Annotated in this window: 25 protein-coding genes; 8 read left to right on the top strand and 17 right to left on the bottom strand. The window is 70.9% G+C overall.

The genetic code is table 11. The features are described 5' to 3' along the window. Positions 1-4: 4 nt before the first annotated feature. The 3 genes from ACGF8B_RS05945 to ACGF8B_RS05935 form a co-directional block, all read right to left on the bottom strand. A complete protein-coding gene (locus ACGF8B_RS05945) occupies positions 5-1,036 on the bottom strand; it encodes an AAA family ATPase (protein ID WP_392735147.1) in 1,032 nt (343 codons plus the stop codon). Between the two features lie 89 nt (positions 1,037-1,125). Beyond that, entirely contained in the window at positions 1,126-3,192 is a 2,067-nt protein-coding gene (locus ACGF8B_RS05940) for a trypsin-like peptidase domain-containing protein (protein WP_392735145.1), read from the bottom strand. After that, positions 3,189-3,800, bottom strand: coding sequence for a CU044_2847 family protein (locus ACGF8B_RS05935; protein ID WP_392735143.1), 612 nt, complete (start codon positions 3,798-3,800; stop codon positions 3,189-3,191). The genes ACGF8B_RS05940 and ACGF8B_RS05935 overlap by 4 nt, the downstream gene beginning before the upstream one ends. A 240-nt stretch (positions 3,801-4,040) precedes the next feature. Between ACGF8B_RS05935 and ACGF8B_RS05930 the strand changes: the two genes are divergently transcribed. After that, complete coding sequence (locus ACGF8B_RS05930) at positions 4,041-4,223, top strand: DUF6104 family protein (protein ID WP_019075209.1); 183 nt, start codon at positions 4,041-4,043, stop codon at positions 4,221-4,223. Between the two features lie 18 nt (positions 4,224-4,241). Here the strand turns inward: ACGF8B_RS05930 and ACGF8B_RS05925 are convergent, their stop codons facing one another. Next, complete coding sequence (locus ACGF8B_RS05925) at positions 4,242-5,177, bottom strand: hypothetical protein (protein WP_392735141.1); 936 nt, start codon at positions 5,175-5,177, stop codon at positions 4,242-4,244. Between the two features lie 229 nt (positions 5,178-5,406). Here ACGF8B_RS05925 and ACGF8B_RS05920 point away from each other — a divergent pair, with 229 nt between their 5' ends. Then, positions 5,407-6,264: a DUF4097 domain-containing protein gene (locus ACGF8B_RS05920; RefSeq protein WP_392735139.1), complete on the top strand. Its 858-nt coding sequence runs from the start codon at positions 5,407-5,409 to the stop codon at positions 6,262-6,264. A 1-nt stretch (position 6,265) separates the two neighbouring features. After that, positions 6,266-7,291 (top strand): helix-turn-helix transcriptional regulator, encoded by a 1,026-nt coding sequence (locus tag ACGF8B_RS05915; protein WP_392735137.1) that lies wholly within the window; start codon positions 6,266-6,268, stop codon positions 7,289-7,291. Between the two features lie 247 nt (positions 7,292-7,538). Here the strand turns inward: ACGF8B_RS05915 and ACGF8B_RS05910 are convergent, their stop codons facing one another. The 5 genes from ACGF8B_RS05910 to ACGF8B_RS05890 form a co-directional block, all read right to left on the bottom strand. After that, the gene (locus ACGF8B_RS05910) at positions 7,539-8,120 is read right to left on the bottom strand and encodes a Clp protease N-terminal domain-containing protein (protein WP_392735136.1); all 582 of its coding nucleotides are present in this window, start codon (positions 8,118-8,120) and stop codon (positions 7,539-7,541) included. After that, on the bottom strand, positions 8,120-8,329 hold the full coding sequence (locus ACGF8B_RS05905; RefSeq protein WP_114249297.1) for a sigma factor-like helix-turn-helix DNA-binding protein: 210 nt from the start codon (positions 8,327-8,329) through the stop codon (positions 8,120-8,122). The genes ACGF8B_RS05910 and ACGF8B_RS05905 overlap by 1 nt, the downstream gene beginning before the upstream one ends. A gap of 81 nt (positions 8,330-8,410) precedes the next feature. Then, on the bottom strand, positions 8,411-9,814 hold the full coding sequence (locus ACGF8B_RS05900) for a cellulase family glycosylhydrolase (RefSeq protein ID WP_392735132.1): 1,404 nt from the start codon (positions 9,812-9,814) through the stop codon (positions 8,411-8,413). 68 nt (positions 9,815-9,882) lie between these two features. Next, positions 9,883-10,848: a zinc-binding dehydrogenase gene (locus ACGF8B_RS05895; protein WP_392735131.1), complete on the bottom strand. Its 966-nt coding sequence runs from the start codon at positions 10,846-10,848 to the stop codon at positions 9,883-9,885. A 283-nt stretch (positions 10,849-11,131) separates the two neighbouring features. Next, positions 11,132-12,343 (bottom strand): NADP-dependent malic enzyme, encoded by a 1,212-nt coding sequence (locus ACGF8B_RS05890; protein ID WP_259928693.1) that lies wholly within the window; start codon positions 12,341-12,343, stop codon positions 11,132-11,134. 522 nt (positions 12,344-12,865) lie between these two features. Here ACGF8B_RS05890 and ACGF8B_RS05885 point away from each other — a divergent pair. Genes ACGF8B_RS05885 through ACGF8B_RS05875 form a run of 3 tightly spaced genes read left to right on the top strand, consistent with a single transcriptional unit; the run spans position 12,866 to position 15,551 of the window. Then, positions 12,866-13,813, top strand: a complete 948-nt coding sequence (locus tag ACGF8B_RS05885) for an ABC transporter substrate-binding protein (RefSeq protein WP_392735129.1) — start codon at positions 12,866-12,868, stop codon at positions 13,811-13,813. Positions 13,814-13,842: 29 nt separating this feature from the next. Next, entirely contained in the window at positions 13,843-14,793 is a 951-nt protein-coding gene (locus ACGF8B_RS05880; protein WP_392735127.1) for an amino acid ABC transporter permease, read from the top strand. Further along, positions 14,790-15,551: an amino acid ABC transporter ATP-binding protein gene (locus ACGF8B_RS05875; protein WP_392735125.1), complete on the top strand. Its 762-nt coding sequence runs from the start codon at positions 14,790-14,792 to the stop codon at positions 15,549-15,551. Before ACGF8B_RS05880 ends, ACGF8B_RS05875 begins: the two co-directional genes overlap by 4 nt. A gap of 70 nt (positions 15,552-15,621) precedes the next feature. Here the strand turns inward: ACGF8B_RS05875 and ACGF8B_RS05870 are convergent, their stop codons facing one another. The 3 genes from ACGF8B_RS05870 to ACGF8B_RS05860 form a co-directional block, all read right to left on the bottom strand. After that, positions 15,622-16,371: a hypothetical protein gene (locus ACGF8B_RS05870; protein WP_392735124.1), complete on the bottom strand. Its 750-nt coding sequence runs from the start codon at positions 16,369-16,371 to the stop codon at positions 15,622-15,624. Further along, positions 16,368-16,856 carry a sigma-70 family RNA polymerase sigma factor gene (locus ACGF8B_RS05865; RefSeq protein WP_365476016.1) on the bottom strand — a complete coding sequence of 163 codons (489 nt, stop codon included), beginning with the start codon at positions 16,854-16,856 and terminating at the stop codon, positions 16,368-16,370. Before ACGF8B_RS05865 ends, ACGF8B_RS05870 begins: the two co-directional genes overlap by 4 nt. A 146-nt stretch (positions 16,857-17,002) precedes the next feature. Continuing rightward, positions 17,003-17,764, bottom strand: a complete 762-nt coding sequence (locus tag ACGF8B_RS05860; RefSeq protein WP_392735122.1) for a class I SAM-dependent methyltransferase — start codon at positions 17,762-17,764, stop codon at positions 17,003-17,005. Between the two features lie 88 nt (positions 17,765-17,852). On the opposite strand from ACGF8B_RS05860, the gene ACGF8B_RS05855 reads away from it, so the two are divergent. Beyond that, the gene (locus ACGF8B_RS05855; protein ID WP_392735120.1) at positions 17,853-18,482 is read left to right on the top strand and encodes a CGNR zinc finger domain-containing protein; all 630 of its coding nucleotides are present in this window, start codon (positions 17,853-17,855) and stop codon (positions 18,480-18,482) included. Here the strand turns inward: ACGF8B_RS05855 and sodX are convergent. Continuing rightward, positions 18,386-18,844: a nickel-type superoxide dismutase maturation protease gene (sodX, locus tag ACGF8B_RS05850; protein ID WP_392735119.1), complete on the bottom strand. Its 459-nt coding sequence runs from the start codon at positions 18,842-18,844 to the stop codon at positions 18,386-18,388. The genes ACGF8B_RS05855 and sodX overlap by 97 nt on opposite strands. 180 nt (positions 18,845-19,024) lie before the next feature. Between sodX and sodN the strand changes: the two genes are divergently transcribed. Beyond that, positions 19,025-19,420: a superoxide dismutase, Ni gene (gene sodN, locus ACGF8B_RS05845; RefSeq protein WP_093899557.1), complete on the top strand. Its 396-nt coding sequence runs from the start codon at positions 19,025-19,027 to the stop codon at positions 19,418-19,420. Positions 19,421-19,427: 7 nt separating this feature from the next. Here sodN and ACGF8B_RS05840 read toward each other — a convergent pair whose 3' ends face one another. The 4 genes from ACGF8B_RS05840 to ACGF8B_RS05825 form a co-directional block, all read right to left on the bottom strand. Next, entirely contained in the window at positions 19,428-19,658 is a 231-nt protein-coding gene (locus tag ACGF8B_RS05840) for a hypothetical protein (RefSeq protein WP_392735116.1), read from the bottom strand. Between the two features lie 508 nt (positions 19,659-20,166). Then, positions 20,167-20,883, bottom strand: a complete 717-nt coding sequence (locus ACGF8B_RS05835) for a WbqC family protein (protein WP_392735114.1) — start codon at positions 20,881-20,883, stop codon at positions 20,167-20,169. A 19-nt stretch (positions 20,884-20,902) separates the two neighbouring features. Beyond that, entirely contained in the window at positions 20,903-21,571 is a 669-nt protein-coding gene (locus tag ACGF8B_RS05830; protein ID WP_392735113.1) for a YdcF family protein, read from the bottom strand. Positions 21,572-21,585: 14 nt separating this feature from the next. Continuing rightward, complete coding sequence (locus ACGF8B_RS05825) at positions 21,586-22,689, bottom strand: hypothetical protein (protein WP_392735111.1); 1,104 nt, start codon at positions 22,687-22,689, stop codon at positions 21,586-21,588. Between the last annotated feature and the right edge of the window lie 93 nt (positions 22,690-22,782).

The raw sequence follows: 22,782 nt of genomic DNA, 5'->3' as shown, positions 1-22,782 counted from the left end.
CACATCACCTCGGCCGGTCGAGTCGCTGGATGAGCAGGTCCGCGAGGCGGTCGCGGCCGGCCGGGGCCGCGGCGTCGGTGAGGTAGATCGCGTTCAACAGCTGGTCCGTGGCCAGGAGTTCACTGCGGGACCGCTCCAGGAAGTGGGCGATGAGGTCGTCCCCGGAGCGCGCCGCCTCGTCGCCGAGGTGGGCGCGTACGAAGGTCGCGAGGCGCTGGTGGTCGGGGCGTCCGAGCTCCAGGTGGATGCAGCGGCGCATCAGGGGCGCCGGGAAGTCCCGCTCACCGTTGCTGGTGAGCACCACGAACGGGAAGGAGGTGCACCGCACCCGGCCGCCCCGCACCTTCACCTTGTTGCCGTCGTCGTCGAGGACCTGCGCCTCCCCGTCGGGCAGCCGGTCGGCGATCCGCTCCAGCTCGGGAATGCCGAACTCTCCCTCCTCCAGCACGTTCAGCAGGTCGTTCGGCAGATCGATGTCGCTCTTGTCCAGCTCGTCGATGAGCAGTACCCGGGGCCGGTCCGCGGGCAGCAGTGCGGTGCCGAGCGGTCCGAGCCGGATGTAGCTGCCCACGTCGTCCGCGACGCGGGCCCCGTCCGGGTCGGCCGCGGCGCTGTGCGCGGCGATCTGTACGTCCTGGAGCCGGGCGATCGCGTCGTAGTGGTACAGGCCGTCCAGCAGCGTCGTCCGGCTCACGATCGGCCAGCGCAGCACCCGGCCGAGCCCGAGCTCGTGGGCGACCGAGTGGGCCAGGGTGCTCTTTCCGGCGCCGGGGGTGCCGGTGACCAGCAGCGGGCGCCGCAGATAGAGCGCGGCGTTGATCATTTCGAGCTCCTCGGCGCCCGGCCGGTGGAGTTCGGCGATGTGCCGGTGGCCGCCGAGCCGCCGGTCGGCGGAGCCGTCGCCGTCGGGCCCGTCGGGGTCCGGGGCGCCGCGGCTCGCGAAGTCGCGCCAGGGCGGCGGCGGAGGCAACTGCTCGATGCCTTCGTGCGGTTCGCCGGCCCCTCGGTAGATGAGCCACTCGCTGGGTTCACTCATAACGTGTTCCTCGTCATCACTCGTCCGGCCAGGGGCAGCAGTCGAACGTGGTTCACCGTAGTCATCCGGGACAGCCCTCGTAAGGGGGTTCACGGGGCCTGCAACAACGGGCCGGGCGACGGTGGTTGCGGGCCTCCGTAGACCAGTGCGATGCCGTCCGACCAGAACATGTCGGGGCGGCCCTCGCGCACCCCTTTCCTCAGCTCCTGGATCTTCCCCGGAAGCCGGTCGGCCACCACCGCCCCGTCGACCGTGTCGACGACCCGGAGGTGGAACTCCGTGCAGGACGCGGGCCGTTCGGCCTTCGGGCGCCGCCACAGGACCACACCGAACCCGGCGTCGAGCACCCGTGCGAACCCCGCGACGCTCTGGGTGTCGTGCCGGCCGCCGTACCGGCAGAGGACCGGGACGGTCTCGTACGGCAGTCCGCGCAGCTTCGCCGCCACCGGCACGGGTACCCGCATTTCGTCGTCGCAGTCCAGGACGGCGGCCCGGGTCGGGCCGCTGCGGAGGCGGTTCCAGCGCGCCTCGCTCTCCAGGACCGCGTCGTCGGACGGGCCGGGGCCGCTGTCCGCACACCGCACGACCACCGGCCGCAGGACTCCGAGGGGCAGGCTGTCCGCGGGCAGCTGCCACTTCTCGACCTCCAGGTCGAACAGCGTCGAGGGCGCCACGACCTGGAGGATCGCGGGGTTGTCGGGCTCGTCGCACATCCGGAACGCCTTCCCGAGGGAGGCGCCGAGCCTGGCCGGGAGCTCGTCGGACCTGGTGCCCTGGTAGTTCTCGGTGACGGGCAGATCGACGGCGGAGAGGCGGGCGACGACCCGCCAGTCGTAGTGGTCGGGCTGCCACGCGCGGGGCTCCAGATGGAGCACGACGAATGTGGGGGCCTTCGGTGGCCGGACCGGTTCACCGGCCGGTTCGGGTGTCCGCAGGTGCCCGGTGCCCGGGGCGTATCTGCCCTGGTTGCGGAGCCTGGCCATCTCGCGGCGGAACGGCCGCCGCAGCCGGTCCTCCGCGGTCTCCCGCACCCAGTCCCACAGGGCGTCCTCGGCGAGCCGGGTGGAGGGCACCACATAGGGGCGTTCGGCCGAGATGGCGCTCATGCAGTAGCGCAGGACGCGCTCCAGCGCCTCGTCGCCCTCGCGTGCGTCGTACAGGACGCCCAGCCCGTCGCGCCAGCCCCGGGGGGCCGGTACGCCTACGGTCCGGTATCCGTACCCGAGGTCGCCGAGGATGTCGAGCAGGCTGCGGGTGCTGACCGGCGGGGGGAGCTTGGCGAGCCGTCCCAGCAGGTCGACGCGCTGCTGCGGGGTGAGCGCCGGGCCCGCCACGGTGCCCAGGTCCCGCTGGACGTCCGCCCAGGTCTCCTCGTCGTCCACCGGGTTGTTGTGCCGGTCGGCGTGGTAGCGGTCGTGGGCGTGGAACACGGCCTGGTACGGGTCGTCGGACTCGGCCGTGGCGGCCCGGACCGGCACGGGCAGTGTGCGCAGCCGCTCCACGCCGATCGCCGTACCGCCGTCGGTGTCGGTGGAGCGCGACTTGAGTACGCCGACGACCTCGCCCCGGGCCAGGTCGACCACGGGTCCGCCGGACATGCCCGCGTACAGCTGGCTCGCCTCGATCAGCACCTGTTCGTCGCCGTCGGCCCAGTCGTCGACGGTGCCCACCACCCGGCACTCCCGGCCGAGCCGCTTGAGCGCCCCCGCTCCGCCGGCCGCCCAGCCCGCGAAGTAGTACGCGCCGCGGTTCATGCCCGTGGAGCGCTCGCTGAGGTACACACAGGGGTGTTCGACGGGCCGCACCAGCTGGATGAGCGCGAGATCCGGGGCCGGCCAGCCGCCCGTACCGGACCGCTCCTCGGGCAGCGCCGCCACGACCGTGCCCCCGACCCGGACGGCGTCGCCGCCGCGAGCGGTCTTGTAGACCACGTTCACCTGACGCCCCCTCCCCTCCATCGCCACGTGCGCGCACGTGAGGACCCAGCTCGGAGCGATGAAGAAGCCGCTCCCCAGGAAGTCGCCGTCGGATCCTTCAGGGGCATACCCGGGCTCCGGACGATGGATGCGCACCGTCGCGTCCTTCACGAGGCTCATCAGCGCGGCTTCGGCGCCGTTCGGCCCCGGCCACGCGCCCCCGCCCGGCGGCTGCGTCACGATCCGCTTCCGTCGTCCGGCGCGGTGCCGCCCGCGTGCGCCGGTGCGCCGGTGGATGCCCCGGCGGCCGGGTCGGTGGCGGGGTCGGTGGCGGGCCGCACCGCGGAGGCGGAAGGAACGGGCGCGGCGGAGGGAACAGGAGGGGCGGAAGGAACGGGCGGGACGGGTGGAGCAGGATCGGCGGGTGGAGCAGGATCGGCGAGTGGAACAGGATCGGCGGGTGGGTCGGGATCGGCGGGTGGGTCGAGCGGTGGTCCGCCGCCGTTCCACGTCAGCGTGACCTTGATCGACCCCTTGGCCTCGCCGTCCGCGAGCAGCCCGACGATCTTGCCCGACTTCGCGGTGAGCTCGATGCCGAATTCGACGCTCACCCCGTCGGGCCGCACGGACCGCAGTGGCTCGGCGAGCGAACGCGCCACGCTGGTCACGACCCCTTGCAGGCTCTCGACCCTGGCCTGTACCCGATCGGCGATGTTCCCGGCGCCGATGTCCGTGAACGACGGGCCCGATCCGGGCTGCGCCAGCTCCTCGGCACCGGAGATCCGCGCCCAGACCTCCGTACCGTCGGGCATCTCAATGCGCGTAATACGGGCGTCACTGTCACCCATGAAACCCCCCGTTCCCCAACTACCCGCAGGCTAACGGCAGTCCGCGTCCGATGCGAGGTACATGGACGGGTACACGGACCAGGACGCGGGGGTGGCGCCGGCCGGTTCTCGGTGGGCTCACGGGGAGACGGCGGGGTGGCTCGGGCCTATCCGTACGGGTCCTCGGAACAGCCGGAACGTACGGTCCGGTGACCCGCTCCCGCCCGCCGGGGGGCTGTCACCAGGCATTAGGCTTGCCGCATGTACTTCACCGACCGCGGTATCGAGGAGCTGGAGAAGCGGCGAGGCGAGGAAGAGGTCACTTTCGAGTGGCTCGCCGAGCAGCTCCGTACGTTCGTCGATCTCAACCCCGACTTCGAGGTGCCGGTCGAGCGCCTCGCGACCTGGCTGGCCCGGCTCGACGACGAGGACGACGACGAATAGTCGGACGACGACGAACAGTCACGCGTTCGGTCGCTCCCGCAGTCGCTCCCGCCTGTCCGCCGTTCCCGTTCCACCGGCGCCCCTGATCCGGTCGTAGGCGAGCCCGAGCGCCCCGTGCGCCACCAGTAGCGCCCCCGCGAGCGCCCATCCGCCGCTGCGGCGGCGGATCCCCCGGAGGACCAGCGGCAGTCCGGCGGCGAACTGGGCACCGGCCAGCACCCGGACCCTGGAGCCGCACATCCACGGCCCGAGGCGGCTGCTCTCGACCGCGTCGAGAGCAGCCGGCACCGCCCCGCGCCGGCCGGTCCAGGCGACCGGTTCCGCCCCGGGCCGGCCGTCGGCCGCCGCGTACAGCCGGTCGCCGGGCGTGTCCGGGTCCAGGCCGGGCGGCAGGGCCAGCCCGATCCGGGTCAGTACGGCGAGCAGCCCGCGCAGCCGGATGCGCGCGTCGGCGTCCGGGTCGGTGCGGGTCAGCTCTTCGAGCGCCTGCACGTCCAGTACGGGGTCGAGGCCGAGGCGGTCGGCGAACGTGCGCATGGCCTCGTCCTCACCGGCCGGGGTGCCGTCCGCGAGCCAGACGTAGCCGACCGGGCGGCGGAAGCCGGCGGCGAGCGTACAGCCGGCCCGGTCGCCGTCCCACCACAGGGCGAGCACGGGCCACGTCGAGCCGACCGCGAGTGCGGTGACCCAGCCGGAAACGACCCGGTCCACCGGCTCCGTGACGTCCGCGACACGGAATCCGGCCCCGGGGCCGGGGCGGGGACCGACGCCGGAACCGGTTCCGGCACCGGGGCCGGGCCCCTGCCAGGGCTTCCCCTCGGGCACCAGGACCGACCATCCGTCTCCGGCGGGGGCGAGCAGCATCCGCTCGCGCAACAGGGCGGCCACCGGCCGTACGGCCTCCGGTTCCGCCCGGCACAGCAGCAGCGCCCCCGCGGGAGATGTCGCATTCATGTCTCACACGCTAGGGCAGTTTGCCCGCATACGGCGCGCTTTGATCACCCGAAGACCACCCAATGACCGCCCGAAGGTCCCGACGATCCGCCGCCGCCCCACCGCCGACCCACCACTGAGCAGCCACGGGCATCACGACGTGCCTTGACTTCCCCGTCCCGCGATATATCGTGTTGTTCAAGAGACGCGATATGTTGCGTCATGCCGTACTCCCCGGGAGGTCAGATCCGTGCCTGCGTCGACATGGGCCATCGCCGAGCCCCAGAAACTGACCTTCGACGAGCCCGTGACGGCGCTCAATGTGCGCATCGTCGGAGGCGCCGTCAATGTCGTCGGCACCGAGGAGCCGACCGCCCGGCTGGAGGTGTCCGGGATCGAGGGTCCGCCGCTGATAGTCACCCTGGAGGACGGCACACTCACCGTCGCGTACGAGGACCTGCCCTGGCACGGCTTCCTGAAGTGGTTCGACCGCAAGGGCTGGCACCGCAGCGCGGTCGTCTCGCTCGCCGTGCCGACCGGCTCGGCGGTCGAGGTCGGCGTCGTCGGCGCGGGCGCCGTCGTCTCCGGGATCCGCGGGCGTACGGACGTCCGGGGCGTCACCGGGGACACCACGCTCGTCGGGCTCGCGGGGCCGGTGCTGGCCGACACGGTCTCCGGCAGCGTGGAGGCCCAGTCGGTCACCGGCGAGCTCCGCTTCCACTCGGTCTCGGGCGATCTGACGGTCGTCGAGGGCGCCGGTGCCTCGGTACGGGCGGAGTCGGTCAGCGGCAACATGGTGCTCGACCTGGACCCGACCGGGGAGCCCACTGACATCCGGCTGACCACGGTCTCCGGCGAGGTCGCCATCCGGCTGCCGCACCCGGCGGACGCGACGGTCGAGGCCAACACCGCGAGCGGCTCCGTCTCCAACGGGTTCGAGGATCTGCGGGTCAGCGGCCAGTGGGGCGCGAAGAAGATCACCGGCACGCTCGGCGCCGGGACCGGGAAGCTGCGCGCGACAACCGTCTCGGGCTCGATCGCCCTGCTGCGCCGCCCACCGGCCGAGGACGCTCCGTACGATGCCGAGCCGACCGGAAAGGTGCTCTGACATGCCCCCCGTATTCGCCCACGGCCGCCTCCGCCTCTACCTGCTGAAACTCCTCGACGAGGCCCCTCGACACGGATACGAGGTGATCCGGCTCCTGGAGGAGCGCTTCCAGGGGCTGTACGCCCCCTCGGCGGGCACGGTCTACCCCCGCCTGGCCAAGCTGGAGGCCGAGGGCCTGGTCACCCATGCCACCGAGGGCGGCCGGAAGGTCTACTCGATCACCGACGCGGGCCGCGCCGAGCTGGCCGGCCGCACGGGCGAACTGGCCGATCTGGAACTGGAGATCCGGGATTCGGTCGCCGAGCTGGCCGCCGAGATACGGGACGACGTGCGCGGCGCCGCCGGCAAGCTGCGCAGTGAGATGCGGGCCGCGGCGCACGAGACCCGGCACACCGGTGGCGGCTCGGGCTCCGGCTCCGGCTCAGCCCCGGGCTCGGGCTCGGGCCGCAAGGGCGACTGGGAGTCCGCCTTCGGCGATCTCGGCGACTTCGGCGACAAGGAGGCCTGGCGCGCCGCCAAGGAGGAGCTGCGCAAGGCCAAGCAGGAATGGAAGGAGCAGGCCCGCCGGGCGAAGGACGAGTCCCGCCGCGCCCGCGAGGACGCGCAGCAGGCCCGCCGCCAGGCCAAGGAGGCCCAGGACAGGGCGCGCGAGCAGATGCAGAACGCCGCCCGGCAGGTCCAGGAGCACTTCGCCCGGGGTGACTGGCCCTCGGGCGTACGGGAGGGACTGGCCGAGATCACCGGCCAGCTCGGCGGCTTCGCCAGGACGGGCGGATGGCCCCCGTACGCAAAGCCGGAGCCGGCCGACGCCGGCGCGGACACCGACTGGGGCAAGGACACCCCCCGCACCGGCGACCCGGCCCGCGACCTGGACCGGCTGCTCGACCGCTTCCGCGACGACATCCGCGACACGGCCCGGGACAAGGGCGTCACGGACGACCAGCTGACGGAGGCCCGCCGCCACCTTTCGACGGCGGCGGCCCACATCGGGGCGCTGCTGCGGAAGGGCGACGACGGGCCGAAGTAACGGGGACGGGAGGCCGGGACGGGGACGGGGACCGGAGGCCGGGCCGGGCCGGGGCCAGGGGCCGGAAGTCGAGGGTCGGGGACCAGGGCCAGAAGCCGAGGGCCGGACCGAAGGCCGAGGGCCGGACCGAAGGCCGAGGGCCGGACCGAAGGCCGGAGACCGGACCGAAGGCCGGAGACCGGAACGAAGGCCGGAGACCGGAACGGGGACCGGGCTCGACGGGACCGGAGGCCGGGCTGGACGGGGGTCAGCCCGCCTCCTTGAACCGCTCCCGCTCCCCCTCCCCCGGCTCCCCGCCCCCGTACAGCGCGCGGTTGACCGTCCCGTACGTGGCGCCGTGCGCGGCGAGCACTTCGGCGGCCACGCCGGGGCCGGCGGTGAGCGCCAGGAGGAGGTGTTCGTCGCCGATGAAGCGGTCCCCGCGCCCGGCCGCGATCCGCAGCGACCTGGTCAGGACGCCCTTCGCCGCCCGGCCGAACGGGCGGCGCCGGGCCCCGCGCCGCCGGGCCCGGTCGAGCGCGCCCACCCCGTGCGCCTCCTCGACGCGGGCGACGATCTCGGTCACGTCGATGCCGATGCCGGCGAGCGCGTCGGTGTCCGCCCGGGTCAGCCCGCCGTGGCGGCGGGCCGTGGCGAGCTCGGCCTCGACGGACGCGCGGCGGTCCGCGAGCCCGAGTGAGGCGACGGCGAAGGCGGCCCGCCCCTCCTGCCGGTCCAGCAGCGCGAGCAGCAGATGCTCCTCACCCACCGACACCGCATCGGTCCGTTCGGCATGGGTCACGGCGCCGGTCACGACTTCCCGGGCGCTCCTGGTGAATCGTTCGAACATCACTGCCTCCCGTACTTCTTGTGCACGGCCTGCCTGCTGACGCCCAGTTCGGCCGCGATCTCCTGCCACGACCAGCCCTGCACGCGGGCGCTCCTGACCTGTACGGCTTCGAGCTGCTCCAGCAGCCGGCGCAGCGCGGCGACCGCCCGCAGCCCCACCCGGGGGTCGCGGTCACCGGCACGCGCGGCGAGATCCGTCGCTTCAGTCATGATGTCAACGTAGGTTGACGCGCTCCGCCTGTCAACCGTGATTGACAGACGGGGGCGTGCGATGTGCGCCGTGCGGTACGTTCAGCCGCGCGCCGTCCCGGTCACCGTCACCGTGACCCGCGCCCCCTCGCGGGCGTGGACGCGTACCTCTCCCCCGCGCCTGCGGACCTCGGCGCGGCCGTCCACCGAGACCCGCCAGCGCACGGCGGCCGGCGGCAGCGAGATCTCCGTGGTGCCGCGGCGGCCCGCCGTGTAGGTGAGCCGGTAGACGTGCGCGCTGTCGTCGTACGTGTCGGAGTGGACGGTTCCGGCGACGGCGGGTGCGTACGGTGTGGCGGTCCGGTCCTTGTTGGCGGCGAAGGCCCCGTTCTCGTCCAGGGCGCAGTAGCCACCGCCGTAGCACCAGACATAGCCCGCCCAGCCGGAGCTGTAGCGGCTCAGGGAGGTCATCGCGTCCCGGTAGAAGCGGCCCATCTGCGGGAGCCGGTTGTTCAGCGGGCCCCATTCGCCGACGACGACCGGGATCCTCCGCCGCTTCGGGTACGCGGTGACGGCGGCCTCGTACGACTCGATCCAGCCGGCCGCCGGATCGTAGTCGGCGCCCGCCTCCATCGCGGTGTTGTAGAAGTGCGGGGCGTAGACGGTGCGGTGGTCCCTGATCGCGCCCAGCCCGGTGGGCACGCCCTCGCCGACGATGGGAGTGGGTTCCACGAACAGCCAGTTGGTGCGGTCGGCCGAACGGACCGCGCGGGCCAGCCTGTTGTACATCGGGGTGAGCTGCTGGGCCTCGATGCGGCGGGCGGCCGCCGGCAGCTCCTCGCCCTCCCGGAGCTCCCCCATCGGCTCGTTGATCAGGTCGTAGCCGAGGAGGGCGGGATGACGCCCGAAGCGCTCGGCGAGGACCTGCCACATCCGCGCCTGGGCACGCTGGAGGTCGGCGTCCTCGTAGAGATGGGTGAAGGCACGCTGCACGGCGGGCTCGAAGTACTCCGAGAACCAGTCGTCGGGGTGCGGTGTGAAGGGCAGCCCGTCGGTGCGGGTCGCCCAGGCCGGGATGCCGCGGTGGCCGAACGCCGGGCCGAAGACGTCCTGGTGGGCGTCGAGCAGCACCTGGATGTCGTACTTCCGCGCCCAGTCCAGGACCCGGTCGATGCGGCGCAGATACTCGGTGCTGTACCGGCCCCGGGTCGGCTCCAGGTCGTCCCAGAAGATGAGCAGCCGGGCGAAGTCGAAGCCCTTGGCGTGCAGATCGCGGAAGTGCTTCTCGGTGATGGCGGTCAGCGCCCGGTCACCGCGGTTCGCCTTGTCCTCGACGTTCCAGCCGCGCAGGGTGAGCGTTCTGCCCAGGTCGTCGGTGAGGCGCGGGATGCCGGTGCGTTCCGATGGCGCGGGGCGTACGGGGTGTGCGTCGGCGGCGGGCGCGAGGGCCCCCGCCGCGAGCACGACCGAAGTGACGACCGAGGTGAGTACGCTGCCCATCCGCATCCGCGTCCGCGTCCGCGTCCGCGTCCGTATTCGCATGGCGCAGATCAGAGCAGCTCACCCCGCACTCCTCAAGAGCAGGTGAGCACAATCTTTCCGAACTGGTCGCCCGCCGCGAGCCGTTCGAACCCCTCGCGGGCCCGGTCCAGCGGCAGCACCTCGTCGATGACGGGGCGTACGCCGGTGGTCGCGCAGAACGCCAGCAGGTCCTCCAGCTCGTCCTTGGAGCCCATGGTCGAGCCGACCACCTTCAGCTCCAGGAAGAAGATCCGGGTCAGTTCGGCGTGCGAGGGACGGTCGCCGCTGGTCGCGCCGGAGATGACGAGCGTGCCGCCGGGGCGCAGCGACTTCACGGAGTGGGACCAGGTGGCCGCGCCGACCGTCTCGATGACCGCGTCGACGCGCTGCGGCAGCCGTGCGCCCGGTTCGTACGCCTCGATGGCCCCGAGCTCGACGGCGCGCCTGCGCCTGGCCTCGTCGCGGCTGGTGGCGTAGATCCGCAGCCCGGCCGCCCGGCCGAGCACGATCGCGGCGGTGGCGACGCCGCCGCCCGCACCCTGTACGAGGACCGAGTCGCCGGGGCGCACTCCGGCGTTGGTGAAGAGCATCCGGTACGCGGTGAGCCATGCGGTCGGCAGGCAGGCGGCCTGCTCGAAGGTGAGTTCCTTCGGCTTGGGCAGCACGTTCCAGCTGGGGACGGTGACCTGCTCGGCGAAGGTGCCCTGGTAGCGCTCGGTGAGGATGGAGCGGGGTTCCTCCGGGCCGACGCCGTGGCCGGTCTGGCCGATGACGGAGTGCAGGACGACCTCGTTGCCGTCCTGGTCGGTCCCGGCCGCGTCGCAGCCGAGGATCATCGGCAGCTTGTCCTCGGCGAGGCCGACGCCGCGCAGGGACCAGAGGTCGTGATGGTTGAGGGAGGCTGCCCGGACGTTGACGGTGGTCCAGCCGGGTCGCGCCTCGGGGGCGGGGCGTTCGCCCAGCTCAAGGCCGTTGAGGGGCTGGTCGCGGTCGATGCGGGATGCGTAGGCGGCGAACATGGCCCCGACGATAGGCCGGGCACGGGCCGGGCGTAACCGGCCACGGGTGTGACGCGCGCCGCGCGGGTGGGCAGGCGCCGCGCACCCGGGCCCCTTTGGCGTTTGAGGAGCGGGGGTCCGGCGGCGTTTGAGGAGCGGGGGTCCGGGGCGGCGCCCCGGTCACGGGAAGGGACGGAGGGCCGGGGGCAGCGCCCCGGTCACAAAAAGGGGCGGGGTGGGGGACAAGCCCGCCGCAGGCGCACCCCGCACCCGGGAACCCGTACCCCCGCCCCGCCCCACCGGCTCAGCGCCGGGCCACACCCTCCGCCCGCGCGGCAGCCGCCACCGCGGCCGTGACCGCAGGCGCCACCCGCTCGTCGAACGGCGACGGAATCACGTAGTCCGCCGCAAGCTCCTCGCCCACGACATCGGCCAGCGCGTTCGCCGCGGCGATCTTCATGCCCTCGGTGATCCGGGAGGCCCGGACCTGGAGGGCGCCCGCGAAGATGCCGGGGAACGCCAGCACGTTGTTGATCTGGTTCGGGTAGTCGGACCGCCCGGTCGCCACGACGGCCGCGTACTTGTGCGCGATGTCGGGGTGGACCTCGGGGTTCGGGTTCGCCATGGCGAAGACGAACGCGCCGGGCGCCATCGAGGCGACGGCGGCCTCGGGCACCGTACCGCCGGAGACGCCGATGAAGACGTCGGCGCCCGCCAGCGCGCTCTCCAGCGGGCCCGAGATCCCGGCCCGGTTGGTGAGCTCGGCCAGCTCGCGCTTGACCTCGGTCAGGTCCTCGCGGTCCCGGCTCACAATGCCCTTGCGGTCGGCCACGGCGACATCGCCGAGCCCCGCCTCCAGCAGGAACTTCGCGATGGCGACGCCCGCGGCGCCGGCGCCGGAGATGACGGCCCGCAGGTCGCCGAGCTCGCGGCCGGAGAGCTTCGCGGCGTTCCGCAGGGCCGCGAGCGTCACGACGGCGGTGCCGTGCTGGTCGTCGTGGAAGACCGGGATGTCGAGCCGCTCCTGGAGCTTGCGCTCGATCTCGAAGCAGCGCGGCGCCGAGATGTCCTCCAGGTTCACGCCCCCGAAGGACGGCGCGAGCCGGACGACGGTCTCGACGATCTCGTCCGCATCGGTGGTCGCGAGCGCGATCGGGACCGCGTCGACGCCGCCGAACTGCTTGAAGAGGATCGCCTTGCCCTCCATCACCGGGAGGGATGCCTCGGGTCCGATGTCACCGAGGCCGAGGACCGCGGTGCCGTCCGTCACGACGGCGACGACCTGCGACTTCCAGGTGTAGTCGTGGACCAGCTCGGGGTTCTCCGCGATGGCGCTGCACACCTTGGCGACGCCGGGCGTGTACGCGAGGGAAAGGTCGTCCTTGTCGCGGATGGGAACGGTGGCCTGCACGGCCATCTTCCCCCCGCGGTGGAGAGCGAAGGCCGGATCGAACGGCTCATCGGTGGTGCTGTCAGTGGTGCTGTCGCTGCGAGGATTGACGATCTCCGCTGCCATGGTGTTGACCCCTTAAGTCTTCATCGTTTGAGGGTGGCCACTCCTGGTTGAGGAGGGGTGGGCGGGCACCGCATACGTTCCCTGCGCCGGCGGTTGGCCCGCACCGGCAGGGGGAAACACATACGCGCGGGCGCGCCGCACACGCGCCCTGAGCCCCGGATGAGGGGTGTAAAGGTCTTTCTTACCGGACGAACCGCTTCATGGACGAGTCCATATCGGTTCGGTGACGTGACTCATAGTCGAATATCTGGACAAGTCCGCCAAGCGACGAAAGCGTCCACCAGTCGAGACGCGCCGCAGATCTTCCGGCGTGATGATGGAACCCCCACAGATGGTCCGGCCCCGTGCATCGGCCTCGTGAGGTTCGGGGATCGCCCGTTATCCGATTTTGACATGATCAGCGCCCAGATTTGGCCAGTCCGAATGGCAAGATGCCCTAATCCCACAGGGGGGCGACATCCGAAGTCGTGTGTCCATACCGCCTGGCAACACCACCCCTCACCTGCCGGAGGCAACCCGATCATGACCGCAAGCTCCACTCGTCGCACGGCCGCGAAGTCCAGGATCGCAGCGGTTTGCGCCATCGCGGTCGCCGGCACGATGCTGCTGGCCGCCTGCGGCGACCAGACCAAGAACGGTCCGCGGAACCCGGCGTCCACCCAGGCCCCGCTCGCCGGTCTCCTGCCCAAGGAAATCAAGGACAAGGGCGTCATCAAGGTCGGTTCGGACATCGCGTATCCGCCGGTCGAGTTCAAGGACAAGTCCGGCAGGACGGTCGGCATCGACCCCGACATCGGCGCGGCGCTCGGCAAGCAGCTCGGCGTGACCTTCGAGTTCCAGAACGGCACGTTCGACACGCTGATCACCGGTCTGCGCTCCAAGCGCTACGACCTGGCGATGTCCTCGATGACCGACACCAAGGACCGCCAGGAGGGCATCGACTCCGAGACGAAGAAGAAGGTGGGCGAGGGCGTCGACTTCGTCGACTACTTCAGCGCCGGAGTCTCGATCTACACCCGGAAGGGCGACGACCAGGGGATCAAGAACTGGGCCGACCTCTGCGGCAAGAAGATCGCCGTCCAGCGCGGCACCGTCTCGCACGACCTCGCCAAGACCGAGTCGAAGAAGTGCCCGGCCGGCAAGTCGATCGCGATCGAGACCTTCGACAACGACCTGGAGGCCCAGACCCGGCTGCGCAGCGGTGGCGCCGACGCCGGCTCCTCCGACTTCCCGGTGGCCGCGTACGCGGTGAAGACCTCGGGCGGCGGCAAGGACTTCCAGATCGTCGGCGAGCAGGTCGAGGCCGCCCCGTACGGCATCGCCGTGGCCAAGGGCAACGACCAGCTGACCAAGGCCGTTCAGGCGGCCCTGAACGCGATCATCAAGAACGGCGAGTACGACAAGATCATCTCGAAGTGGGGCGTGGAGGCCGGCGCGGTCACCGAAGCCGAGCTGAACGGCGGATCCTGAGCACGCACCGGCGCTGAAAGGTTCTTCCTGTGACTGACATCGAGAAGACGGGGCCGGCCGACCAGCCGCCCATACCTCGCACCCCATCGTCCGCACCCGAGACGATCCGGGCCATTCCGGTCCGGCACTACGGCCGGTACGTCTCGGCCGTCATCGCCATCGCGGCACTGGTCGCGATCGTCTACGCCTTCAGCCAGGGCAAGATCAACTGGGGTGCGGTCCCGGACTACTTCTTCGACGACCGCATCCTCAAGGGCGTCACCCAGACGCTGCTGCTGACCGCGCTGTCCATGGTCATCGGCATCGTCGGCGGTGTCCTGCTGGCCGTGATGCGGCTGTCGAAGAACCCGGTGACCTCGTCGATCGCCTGGTTCTACATCTGGTTCTTCCGCGGCACCCCGGTCCTGGTCCAGCTGTTCGTCTGGTTCAACCTGGGCCTGGTCTTCGAGTACATCAACCTGATGCCGATCTACAAGGACTACTGGTCGAGCTTCATGACGCCGCTGCTGACGGCGCTGCTCGGCCTGGGTCTGAACGAGGCCGCCTACATGGCCGAGATCTGCCGCGCGGGTCTGCTCTCGGTCGACGAGGGCCAGACCGAGGCGTCGCACGCGCTGGGCATGAGCCACGGCAAGACCCTGCGCCGCGTCGTGATCCCGCAGGCCATGCGGGTGATCGTGCCGCCGACGGGCAACGAAGTGATCAACATGCTCAAGACCACGTCGCTGGTGGCGGCCGTGCAGTTCTACGAGCTGTTCAAGTACGCCCAGGACATCGGGCAGGGATCCGGCGCCCCGGTCGAGATGTACTTCCTGGCCGCGGCCTGGTACTTGATCATGACGTCGGTGCTGAGCGTCGGCCAGTACTACCTGGAGCGGTACTACGCGCGCGGTTCGAGCCGCAGCCTGCCGCCCACCCCGTTCCAGAAGGTCAGGGCCAACCTCCTGTCCCTCGGCCGCCCCAAGGGAGGCATGGCATGACCGCCATGGTGAAGGCCGAGGGCGTACACAAGTCCTTCGGCGCCGCGCACATCCTCAAGGGCATCGACCTGGAGGTCGCCCCGCGGGAGGTCTTCTGCCTGATCGGCCCGTCCGGTTCCGGCAAGTCGACGTTCCTGCGGTGCATCAACCACCTGGAGCAGATCAACGCCGGCCGGCTGTACGTCGACGGCGAGCTGGTGGGCTACCGCCAGAAGGGCGACAAGCTCTACGAGCTCAAGGACAGCGAAGTCGCGCTCAAGCGCCGGGACATCGGCATGGTCTTCCAGCGCTTCAACCTCTTCCCGCACATGACGGCGATCGAGAACGTCATGGAGGCCCCCGTCCAGGTCAGGCGTGAGTCCAAGGCGGTCGCGAGGGCCCGCGCCGTACGGCTGCTGGACCGGGTCGGCCTCGGCGACAAGGCGAAGAACTACCCCTCCCAGCTCTCCGGCGGCCAGCAGCAGCGGGTGGCCATCGCCCGGGCCCTGGCCATGGAGCCGAAGCTGATGCTCTTCGACGAGCCGACGTCGGCGCTCGACCCGGAGCTGGTGGGCGACGTCCTGGACGTCATGCGCGGCCTCGCGGAGGACGGCATGACGATGATCGTGGTGACCCACGAGATGGGCTTCGCCCGTGAGGTCGGCGACGCGCTGGTCTTCATGGACGACGGCGTGGTGGTCGAGTCGGGCCACCCGCGCGATGTGCTGACCAACCCGCAGCACGACCGGACGAAGTCGTTCCTCTCGAAGGTGCTGTAGCGGCAGCGGCAGGAGGGCGGTACGAGGGACACCCCCGTACCGCCCTCCTCCTCTTCCTCTTTCCCCTGCCCTACTTCTTCGGCAGCAGCTCCGGGCTGAGCAGCAGCGCCCGCATCTGGGCGCGGGTCAGCGGCGGCGTCTTCAGCATCGGCCCCTGCGCCCGCTCGCCCTTGAAGCCGGTGCTGGCACGGACTGCCAGCACCCCACCGCCCTTCAGAGTGAGCCGGCCGGTCAGCTCCTTGCCCCAATGCGGAGTGACATCGTTCATGGGGTCGCTCCAGGTCGCCAGGGTCCTTCCGTCCGGCAACTCCTCGTTCACGCAGTCCGCCAGATCCGGCTGCCCCTGGACGGACTTGCACGGATCGTCCCCCGCGCTGGGGTTCCCGGTGTCCATGTAGCCGATGACGAGGTAGCCGACGCCACCGTCCTTGCGCACGGAGAAGTGCCCGTCCAGCGGTCCCTCCAGGTGGGGCATCTCCTTCTCGGAGGTGTCGCCGTCACGGATGACGGACAGCGAGACCTGATCGATCTCCCCGACGTCCTCGGGCAGCACCTTCGCCAGTTCCTTCGCCCGGCCGCCGTTGCCCACGAGCTCGACCGGCGCCGCCACGGTGGTCTCCTGCATCTCGCCGCCCTTCGGCGCCAGGTTCGGCACCACGACGGCTCCGGCCGCGACCGCGGCGACCGCCGCGACCGAGACGGTGACCCGCCGCCGCATTCGCACCCGGGCGGCCCCGGCGTACACCGTCCGGGTGGTGGTGGCCGGCGCTCCCGCGTCGTCCGCGGCCCGCCCCAGCAGCTCGTGCACGTCGTTGCTCATACCAATTCCTCCGCCATCTCGGCGCGCAGCGCCGCCAACCCCCGAGCCGCGTGGCTCTTGACCGTGTTCTCCCGCATCCCGAGCAGCCCGGCCGTGGCCTCGACGCTCAGGTCCTCCCAGTAGCGCAGGACCAGTACGGCCCGCTGCTTGTCGGTGAGCCGGGCGAGTGCCGCCCGCACCGCCAGCCCGGTGTCCGTGTCCGGTGCCCGGCCGGCGCGGTCGGGCAGTTCGCCGTAGGACTGCTCGCGCCGCCAGAACCTGCGGCGGGATGCGATGAAGGTGTTGACCAGCGTCTTGCGCGCGTACGCCTCGATGTTGTCGAGCCGTCCGTACCGCCGCCCCCCGAGCACCACCTTGACCAATGTCGCCTGGACCAGGTCATCGGCCTCGTGCCGGTCGCCGCAGAGCAGATACGCGCTGCGGAACAGCGCGGTACGTCTGCCTTCCACGAAGGCGTGCAGCGCGGCATCGTCTTCGATCCGCATCGTCGGCGCCCCTCTCCGGGTCCGCGGGTGCGGACCGTCTCACCCTTCCAGTGCGGTGGGGTGCACGGCGGGTTGCGGCAACGCCAGGAAATAAATCATGGGCGGTACGGCCACCGGCCGTACCGCCCATGCCTCCTCCTACGCCGCTACTTCACGGCGAGCACCAGGGTGTCCGAGGGCGACGCCCAGACGGCGCGCGCCTCCCCGAATCCGGACTCGCGCAGGGTGTCGATGTGCCACCGCGCCGGGGGCATGTCGCCGTCCGCGTGCTCGCCGTAGATCTCGTACCGCTCGGCGGTCGGCCCGGCGAGGACCGGGTCCTTGGCGGCCAGCGCCCACCAGTCGGCCCAGTCGACCGCGCCGTCGGCCTTGGCCCGGTCCATGGCAGCGTGCCGGTGGGCGCGTTCGGCGGCGTTGATCCGGGGCGTCCCGGTGTCGATCATGTGGTCCGCGTTCATGAACACCCCGCCGTCGCGGACGAGCCCGCCGATGTGCCCGTAGAGCGCGGTGAGGGGTTCGGTGTGCAGCCAGTGCAGGGCGGTGGCGGTGAGGACGGCGTCGTAGGAGTCGTACGGCAACCGCCCGGCCCATTCAGGGTCCTTGAGGTCGGCGGTGACGAACGTGACGCGCTCGTCGCCGTCGAAGTAGCCGCGCGCGATGGCGAGCAGCGCCGGGTCGAGATCCACACCGGTACTGGTGGCTTCCGGGAACCGCTTGAGCAGCCGGTCCGTAATACTTCCCGTACCGCAAGCGAGATCGAGCACCCTCGGCCGCGGCCCCACCAGGGCCTCGACCATGTCCAGCATCACCCGGAACCGCTCCTCGCGGTCGGGCATGTACCACTCCTGCTGCCGGTCCCAGCTCTCCTGCCAGGCCCGCCAGTCCGTACCTGTCGATGTCTCAGCCACCAGGAACCTCCATGTAATACCCTGGACCCGAAAAGGCCCATTACATCGTTCGTGCAATGACCATAGACCGACGCCGTAAGGACTACAAGTGGAACTGGCCTATTACTCGGACTACGCCCTGCGTCTGGTCAACACCGAGGAGCCGGCCCGCAACAAGGACTCCCTCACCTCCGTGGAGGCGGTCCGCGAACTGTTCGGCGCCAACGGCCAGGCGGCCCGGCGCGCGACCGACGCGGACGTGACCCGCTTCAGGTCGGTACGGGCACGGCTGCGCTCGGTCTTCGAGGCGGCCGACGGCGGGGACGAGACACTCGCCGTCGACCTGCTCAACTCACTGCTGCTGGAGTTCCCGGTCAGCCCGCAGATCTCCGGCCACGAGACCCGGGACGAGGACGGAAAGCCGGACTGGCACATGCACCTGGCCGACCATCCGTCGAACGCGACGGCCGGGTACGCCGCCATCGCGACGATGGGCCTCGCCTTCCACCTCACCTCGTACGGGGTCGACCGGCTCGGCCTGTGCGAGGCATCGCCGTGCCGCAACGCCTACCTCGACACCTCGACCAACCGGTCCCGCCGCTACTGCTCGGACCGCTGCGCGACCCGCGCGAATGTGGCCGCCTACCGGGCCCGCAAGCGCCTGGAGACGGAACGGGCGGCCGACACCGGCCGCAGCGCGGAGACCGCCCAGGTCACCACGCCCAGCACCGAGCGCTGATCCTTCTTCAGCGGCCGGTAGCGCGCCCGGACCCTGGCCAGTACGAACTCCTCGGGCACCGTCCCGTAGTCCGTGCTGTCCCCACCCGCGAAGGTGTTGTCGGCCAGCACCCACCAGCCGCCCCGGCGGCGTTCGGCCGCCCGCTTGACCACCAGCAGGTCCTGCTGGAACGGATGCCGCAGAATCACCACGTCCCCGGGGCGCACCGCCGCCCCGTACTGCACCAGCAGCCAGTCCCCGTGATGGAGCGTGGGCACCATCGACGGCCCGGTCACCTCCACCACCTGGAACGGCACACGCGCCGCCAGCCCTCGCCCGGACTGCTCCTGCGTCAGCTCAGGCACCTCCGGCACCTCCCGCATCTCTCCGGCACCTCCCCGATCCGTCCAGTACACCGTCCCGTACAGCGTTACGTACATTCGGCCACTGGTCCCATCCTCGCCCTGGACTTTTGGCCTAAGCCCATGGGGGCACCCACGAAAACACGTCTCTCACGGAGTAATGTCCCACCTGAGAAGACGATCACGAGGAAGGACAGCTCAATGCTTTCCCGCCTGTTTGCCCCCAAGGTGAAGGTCAGCGCCCACTGCGACCTGCCCTGCGGCGTGTACGACCCGGCCCAGGCCCGCATCGAGGCGGAGTCCGTCAAGGCCGTCCAGGAGAAGTACCAGGCCAACGAGGACCCGCACTTCCGGGCCCGCGCGGTGGTCATCAAGGAGCAGCGCGCCGAGCTCGCCAAGCACCACGTCTCGGTGCTGTGGAGCGACTACTTCAAGCCCCCGCACTTCGAGAAGTACCCGGAGCTGCACCAGCTGGTCAACGACGCCCTGAAGGCGCTGTCGGCCGCGAAGGCCTCCACGGACCCGGCGACGGGCCAGAAGGCGCTGGACTACATCGCCCAGATCGACAAGATCTTCTGGGAGACCAAGAAGGCCTGATCTTCGATCAAGCCGCTTGACCTGCGATTTCTCCGATCGCCTGGTCAACCTGTCCGCACCCGGTCCACTGGCCGCCGAGCACGGCGTCCATGACGGCCCGGGTGCGGTCTTCTTTGCCCGGCCACAGGTGCGCGTAGATCCGCGGCCTGATGAACCACAGAGGCGAAATCGACGGCCACAACCCCGAAGCCTCCTGGCCGAAACGGGCACCCAGCGTGAACTCGACAGTGCCGAGCACCCCGCCGAAGTCCTCAACTGGCCGGCACCACTCAGCCGAACCGGCGGACACAAGCAACTCGCAGGCCAAGCACCATCAGCGGCACATCGGCCATGTCCGCCGCGCCACTCCCCTCGGGCCGCATCAGGGGCCGTGAGGCCCGAGGAGCGCAGTCGACACCGCTGACCGCCAGGATCCGATGTCCCGGCACGTGTCATGACGGGACATCCGGTCGGTTCAACAGCCCGCTGCTCGCCGGCCATGAAGCTGCTCGCATTGATTCCCCACCCGCTCCGGTGGACGGTGTGTCGCTCCGGTCGGCCGCGCACTCGGGTGGGGCCGGCCCGCGAACCACGCTTCAGGAACAGTTCCACTCTTCGCTGGGCAGCGAGTGCCACAGGTCGAGCCAGTCATGGAGCAGGAAGAGTGCAGCTGACCTGACCGGCCGTCGCCCTCGTGTCGGAGGCCCTACGCAACTGCGGACGCCCAGCAGTACGTCTCCCTCCGCAAGGAGGGGAGACGGCCGTGGTCAGGCGGCGGCCTGCACCTCGGTCTGGTTCGCGACGAGGGCCTGGAGGCGGGCGGCCACGGCCCGCGGGCCGAGTTCCGCCAGGGCCCACACAGCACTGATCCGGCGGCCGGAGGACCAGATGCCGGTCGTCGGCGGCCGGAACGGGGCCACCGTGATGTTCTGGGCCGCGAACGGGGTCTGGTCGAGATAGCTCATGCCGCCGGTTCCGCACAGATACGCGCGGGCGCCGGTCACGGCGGCGAGGTCGGCGAGCCGCTGGGATCGGCCTGGCCGGGACGGCAGTTGGCTGCTGGTGAGGATCTTTCCCTTCCAGCCGAGCAGGTCCACCAGGACGCGGGTGGAGATCTCGGCGACGGCCGCAGTCCGGCCAGTGGAGAAGGCGTCCAGAAACGGGGCCAGGACCTGGGCGAGGACGGGCCGGTGCGGGCTGGTGCCATAGTGCTGCCGCAGCACCCCTGCGATCCGTCGGCAGGCCAGATCCGGGTCGGTGATCAGCGCGTCCCGGATGAGCGTGAGCCGTCCCCGGGGCAGGTGGGTGGGGATGGTGAGCCACTGGTGGCAGGCCGGGCCGTCGAGGCCGGCGAGGCGGGCTCGGTGCTGGTAGTCGCGGCGGGTGAACTGCACGTCGTCCAGGACGATCCAGTAGTCCGCCGCGAACAGCTTGGCCGGCGTGGTCGGCCGGGGCAGGAAATTCGGCTGGTGGATGGCACACAACCCGCCTGGCTCGGGCAGGTCAGGGGTTGATGAGGCGGCTGGTGAAGCCGCCGCGGATGAGGGACTCGTACGCTGCATGCACGTCCTCCGGGACCTCCTGCTCGATGGCGAACCCGAGCTTTGGATACTCGATGACCCGCTGGAGGTCGCCGACGAGCATGTCCAGGACGAGTTTCTCGTCGCCGATGGACTTCAGATAGTCGTCGAACTCCAGCGGCTCCGACGCGCAGAGGATCTCGACGTCGGGCCACAGCTCGCGGGCGGTCGCGAACGACCGCCTTTCCATATAGGGCTTGGAGACCAGCAGCACCGACGCCGGGGTGATGCCTGCGGCGACGAGGACCTCACGCGAGAGGGTGATGTTCTGCCCGGTGTTGCCCGCGTTCGGTTCCAGCAGGATCGCCTCGACGGGGACGCCGAGGTCGATGGCGTGCTCGCGGAAGTGGACGGCCTCACCACGCGGGAAGACCTTGGCGGTGGTGGGGCTGTTGCCGCCGGTGAAGACCAGGGTCGGGAAGAGCCCGGAGCGGTACAGCTCGGCGGCATGGGCTGCGACGCCGAGGTCGTGGCTGCCCAACCCGATCGCCACGTCGACGGGCCGCAGCTCGTGCTGCATCTGGTGGTAGTTCCAGATCAGCTTGGCCTGGCGCCAATGGTCGGCGGTGATGCCCTGCTGGTCGTTGCTCACGCGTTTCTCCCTGGTCACCGTTGCCGGGGGCCGGTCGGCCCGTCGCCCATGGCCTTGATGCCCTCGATACTGCGCAGTTGGTGTACAAGTCCGTACTGCGCGGCCACCTTGGCGGCCTGGTCGAGGACGAGGTGTCCATCATCCCGGGTCGCCGCATCGGAGAGCAGGATGTGGCCATGAGCGGTGTCCAGTCGCACGCGTTGCATCGGTGAGTCGGGCGTCCCGCTGCTGCGTGCGATGTCGATGAAGTGCAGGGCGTGGGTAAGGTCGCCGGCGCCGCGGCGGGCGAGGACGAGTTTTTGGTGGGCCACCGACCAGTCGTCCGGTTCGGTTAGGTCCTCGAAGTCGCGGGTCGCCACCTGCATGACGCGGGTCGCATAGTCGTGCTGGCCGTCCTTGCTCAGCGCGGTCCCCACCCACAGCCTCGCGCGGGCCCGGTCGCGGCGGGAGAGCCGGTCATCGACGGCGAGTGTCTCGTAGTCGCGGGCGGCGATCTCCAGCTTCCCGGACATCTCGGTGACGACCGCGAGAGACAGGTCGAGCTGGGCGACGCGGCGGGGGATGTCGAGCTGAGTGAAGACCGCGCGAGCGCCGGCATAGGAGTGCTGGGCGGACAGCGGGCCCAGGACAACGCCCTGGTCACGCTTGAGGTCGCCGAGCAGGGCGGTGGAGCGGGCGAAGAGATACAGGCCCTTCTCGTCCAGCTCGGGGGCCTTGAACCGGCCCAGCCACCGGGTGATGAGGCTGTCGGCGAAGGCGAAGTTCTGCCGGGACAGGGCGACCACGACGCGGTCGAGGTCATCGGCCCAGGACTCGTATTCCCAGGTTCTGGGACCGGAGGCGGTTATGCGGCGTCGGCCAGCGTTCTGCACCGGGCTGGTCATCTCGGACAGGAGCGTTTCGAACCGCAGGTGGACAGCAGCGTCCGCGCGGCCGAGGGCGGTGTCGAGGATGGCCTGAGTGTCGGGCCTGGGCTCGGTGTCGGCGAGCTTGCTCTCCCACTTGGACACGGTCGCGACGGCCAGGCCGAGCTGCTGGGCGAAGGCCCGCACGCTCAGTCGCAGGGCGAGCCGCAGGGCCCTGGCCTCCAGGCCGGTCCAGTGGTGCACGGTCGCCACGCGTCACTCCCTTCCACCGGTCATCGAAGCAGATCCGTGCAGTCGGCGGGACGGAAGTGGAACGGAAGTAGCACGGTCGGTGATTGGCCGCGA

This window comes from Streptomyces sp. NPDC047917, assembly GCF_043204345.1.
In the GTDB taxonomy this organism is placed as follows: domain Bacteria; phylum Actinomycetota; class Actinomycetes; order Streptomycetales; family Streptomycetaceae; genus Streptomyces; species Streptomyces sanglieri.
Note: the sequence above shows the minus strand (reverse complement) of the source record. Positions and strands in the feature narration are given on the sequence as shown.

Coding starts and splice junctions, on each gene's coding strand:
- ACGF8B_RS05945 (WP_392735147.1), bottom strand. CDS start 1,036: ATGAGTGAACCCAGCGAGTGGCTCATCTACCGAGGGGCCGGCGAACCG.
- ACGF8B_RS05935 (WP_392735143.1), bottom strand. CDS start 3,800: ATGGGTGACAGTGACGCCCGTATTACGCGCATTGAGATGCCCGACGGT.
- ACGF8B_RS05930 (WP_019075209.1), top strand. CDS start 4,041: ATGTACTTCACCGACCGCGGTATCGAGGAGCTGGAGAAGCGGCGAGGC.
- ACGF8B_RS05925 (WP_392735141.1), bottom strand. CDS start 5,177: ATGAATGCGACATCTCCCGCGGGGGCGCTGCTGCTGTGCCGGGCGGAA.
- ACGF8B_RS05915 (WP_392735137.1), top strand. CDS start 6,266: ATGCCCCCCGTATTCGCCCACGGCCGCCTCCGCCTCTACCTGCTGAAA.
- ACGF8B_RS05910 (WP_392735136.1), bottom strand. CDS start 8,120: ATGTTCGAACGATTCACCAGGAGCGCCCGGGAAGTCGTGACCGGCGCC.
- ACGF8B_RS05905 (WP_114249297.1), bottom strand. CDS start 8,329: ATGACTGAAGCGACGGATCTCGCCGCGCGTGCCGGTGACCGCGACCCC.
- ACGF8B_RS05900 (WP_392735132.1), bottom strand. CDS start 9,814: ATGCGGATGGGCAGCGTACTCACCTCGGTCGTCACTTCGGTCGTGCTC.
- ACGF8B_RS05895 (WP_392735131.1), bottom strand. CDS start 10,848: ATGTTCGCCGCCTACGCATCCCGCATCGACCGCGACCAGCCCCTCAAC.
- ACGF8B_RS05890 (WP_259928693.1), bottom strand. CDS start 12,343: ATGGCAGCGGAGATCGTCAATCCTCGCAGCGACAGCACCACTGACAGC.
- ACGF8B_RS05885 (WP_392735129.1), top strand. CDS start 12,866: ATGACCGCAAGCTCCACTCGTCGCACGGCCGCGAAGTCCAGGATCGCA.
- ACGF8B_RS05875 (WP_392735125.1), top strand. CDS start 14,790: ATGACCGCCATGGTGAAGGCCGAGGGCGTACACAAGTCCTTCGGCGCC.
- ACGF8B_RS05870 (WP_392735124.1), bottom strand. CDS start 16,371: ATGAGCAACGACGTGCACGAGCTGCTGGGGCGGGCCGCGGACGACGCG.
- ACGF8B_RS05865 (WP_365476016.1), bottom strand. CDS start 16,856: ATGCGGATCGAAGACGATGCCGCGCTGCACGCCTTCGTGGAAGGCAGA.
- sodX (WP_392735119.1), bottom strand. CDS start 18,844: ATGCGGGAGGTGCCGGAGGTGCCTGAGCTGACGCAGGAGCAGTCCGGG.
- sodN (WP_093899557.1), top strand. CDS start 19,025: ATGCTTTCCCGCCTGTTTGCCCCCAAGGTGAAGGTCAGCGCCCACTGC.